2 protein-coding genes are annotated in these 2,554 nt (G+C 27.8%); one reads left to right on the forward strand and one right to left on the reverse strand.

Features of this window, described 5'->3' with window-relative positions; translation table 11 throughout:
* The first annotated feature begins 151 nt into the window (after window positions 1-151).
* Window positions 152-1,294, forward strand: coding sequence for a DNA polymerase III subunit gamma/tau (gene dnaX, locus U9R42_09260; GenBank protein MEA3496208.1), 1,143 nt, complete (start codon window positions 152-154; stop codon window positions 1,292-1,294).
* 528 nt (window positions 1,295-1,822) lie between these two features.
* Here dnaX and U9R42_09265 read toward each other — a convergent pair.
* Window positions 1,823-2,008 (reverse strand): hypothetical protein, encoded by a 186-nt coding sequence (locus tag U9R42_09265; GenBank protein MEA3496209.1) that lies wholly within the window; start codon window positions 2,006-2,008, stop codon window positions 1,823-1,825.
* Window positions 2,009-2,554 lie beyond the last annotated feature (546 nt).

A 2,554-nucleotide genomic window follows, 5' to 3' on the forward strand; every position in this document is an offset into this window, starting at 1 on the left:
AATGCATATTTCACAGTAGCCATATCATTAATATTTTTACAAAAGTAATAATTTTTTTTGTCTTTTTAAATTCAAATATCTTTCAAATCATATTAGTTTTTTAACTTTGTGAGTTCGTTTCTTTGAAGAATTTAATGAATCTGTTTATAAAATGAAAGAAAACTATATAGTATCAGCAAGAAAATACCGCCCATCAACTTTTGATGATGTTATTGGGCAAGACCATATTTCACAAACTCTTAAAAATTCCATTGTAAACAATCATTTAGCACAATCGTATTTATTTACAGGTCCACGAGGCATAGGAAAAACAACCTGTGCAAGGATTTTTGCAAAAGCACTCAATTGTACAAACAGGAAAGAAAACGGAGAACCTTGTAACGAATGTGATTCTTGTAAATCTTTTATTGCTCAAAGATCATTAAATATTTATGAACTTGACGCTGCTTCAAACAATTCTGTTGATGATATAAGATTATTAATTGATAAAGTAAGATTTGCTCCTCAAAGCGGAAAATATAAAATCTATATTATTGATGAAGTTCACATGTTATCTGCTCAAGCATTTAATGCATTTCTTAAAACATTAGAGGAACCTCCTTCTTATGCTGTTTTTATTCTTGCTACAACAGAAAAACATAAAATTATTCCCACAATACTTTCACGTTGTCAAATATTTGATTTTAACAGAATTCAAATTCCGGATATTGTGCAACATCTGAAACACATATCTGAAAAAGAAAATATTGAATCGGAAGAAACTGCACTTCATATCATAGCTGATAAAGCTGATGGTGCATTACGAGATGCACTTTCAATATTTGACAGAATAGTAAGTTTTTCAGGAGACAAGGTTACTTATGATTTTGTAATTGATAACCTGAATATTATTGATTATGAATATTATTTTAAGGCTACAAATTTTATTTTAGAAAGTGATATTTCACAATCTTTAGTACTTTTTGATAAAATTATTAACCTTGGATTTGAAGGACAAAACTTTTTACTCGGTTTAAGTGAACACTTTAGGAACCTGCTTGTAAGCCAATCACAACAAACAATTCAATTACTTGAAATACCCGATAAAGTAAAAGTAAAATATCTAGAACAAAGTAAAATCATTAATAAATCAATAATAATATCCGCATTAAATATTCTTAATCAATTTATAATTAGTTATAAAGAAAGTAAAAACCAGAGACTACATACAGAACTAGCAATAATCAAGTTATGCCACATTAAAGATGCAATCGATTTAAGTTCGGTATTAAAAAAAAAAGCTCTGAGGAATTAATCCAACCTACAAAAAGCGAGACCAAAGAAACAAGCGAAAAAACCCCTTCCATAAAAAAGGAAATAAGCAATAAAAATCAAACATCAACAGCACCTTTATCAAAAAATCTTTCACAAATAAGAGAAAAATTAAAAAATCAAGAAAACAACAATAATAAAGAAAAGGATGAAAAAATAGATGCTCATGTTGAATATGATATTGATGTTAATAAATTCAAATTAGCATGGGAAGATTACATTGAAAAAATATTAAAAAAGGAAAAGAAACTCAACCTATACAAAGCACTTACAATTAACCAAGCTGAGATTGAAAAAAATATTATTACAGTTGCATTTGAGAACTCTGCGATTGAAAAACTTTTTATCCAAGAGAAACCCAATATTTCGAAATTTCTTAATGAAGAACATGACATTCAGGATATAATTTTTAGAACCAAATTAAAGATAATTTCAAAAAATGAACAAGGTTCATATTTGGTTAATCCAAAAGAAAAATATAATTTTATGACAGAAAAAAATCCTGATCTATCTAACCTACAAAACACTTTTGGACTGCAACCTGAGGAATAGAATTTGTTGATTTGCTGATTTGCTGATTTGCTGATTTGCTGATTTGCTGATTTGCTGATTTGCTGATTTGCTGATTTGCTGATTTGTTGATTTGTCCGTCTCTCTTAACTATAGGCACTTTAGGCACTCTAAGTACTTTAGGCACTTCTTATTAAAAAGGTTCTTTATTTTTTAATAATCCCCAAAACTGTTGATAAGTACCCAAAAGCATTAAGTTATAGAACCCCCTTTAAATAATTATCACTATGTTTGCAATGGAAAATATTATCAAAACAAAACTTTTTTATTTAGGAAATAATTTTTTTATGGGAAATCCAAACATTTTCAACTACTAAAAAAAACACTTTAAATACCTGAAAACTAAAAGTCTTGTTGGATGTATATTACAATAGTTTCATGTAACTGAGGTGGCGGAGCTGTGAAAATTGCTTTGGTAAATATAATGACCTTTTCTATGATATAAAAAATTGATTATAGAGGCGAGAATAGAATTTCCCTTAAGGTTAACTATAATTTGCTTATTAAAAATTGGGTAAAAAGGAAAAAACTTTATTGTTTTGTTGCATAGTACAAATTATATTATATTTGCGAATAGGTTTAATATACATTCAAAATTTATTAGGGTATGAAAATATTAAAACTACAGAAATTTATACTTAGTTATTACAAACAAGGGATTTGACCTGTCTGC

It is taken from the genome of Bacteroidota bacterium (genome assembly GCA_034723125.1).
Taxonomy (GTDB): domain Bacteria; phylum Bacteroidota; class Bacteroidia; order CAILMK01; family JAAYUY01; genus JAYEOP01.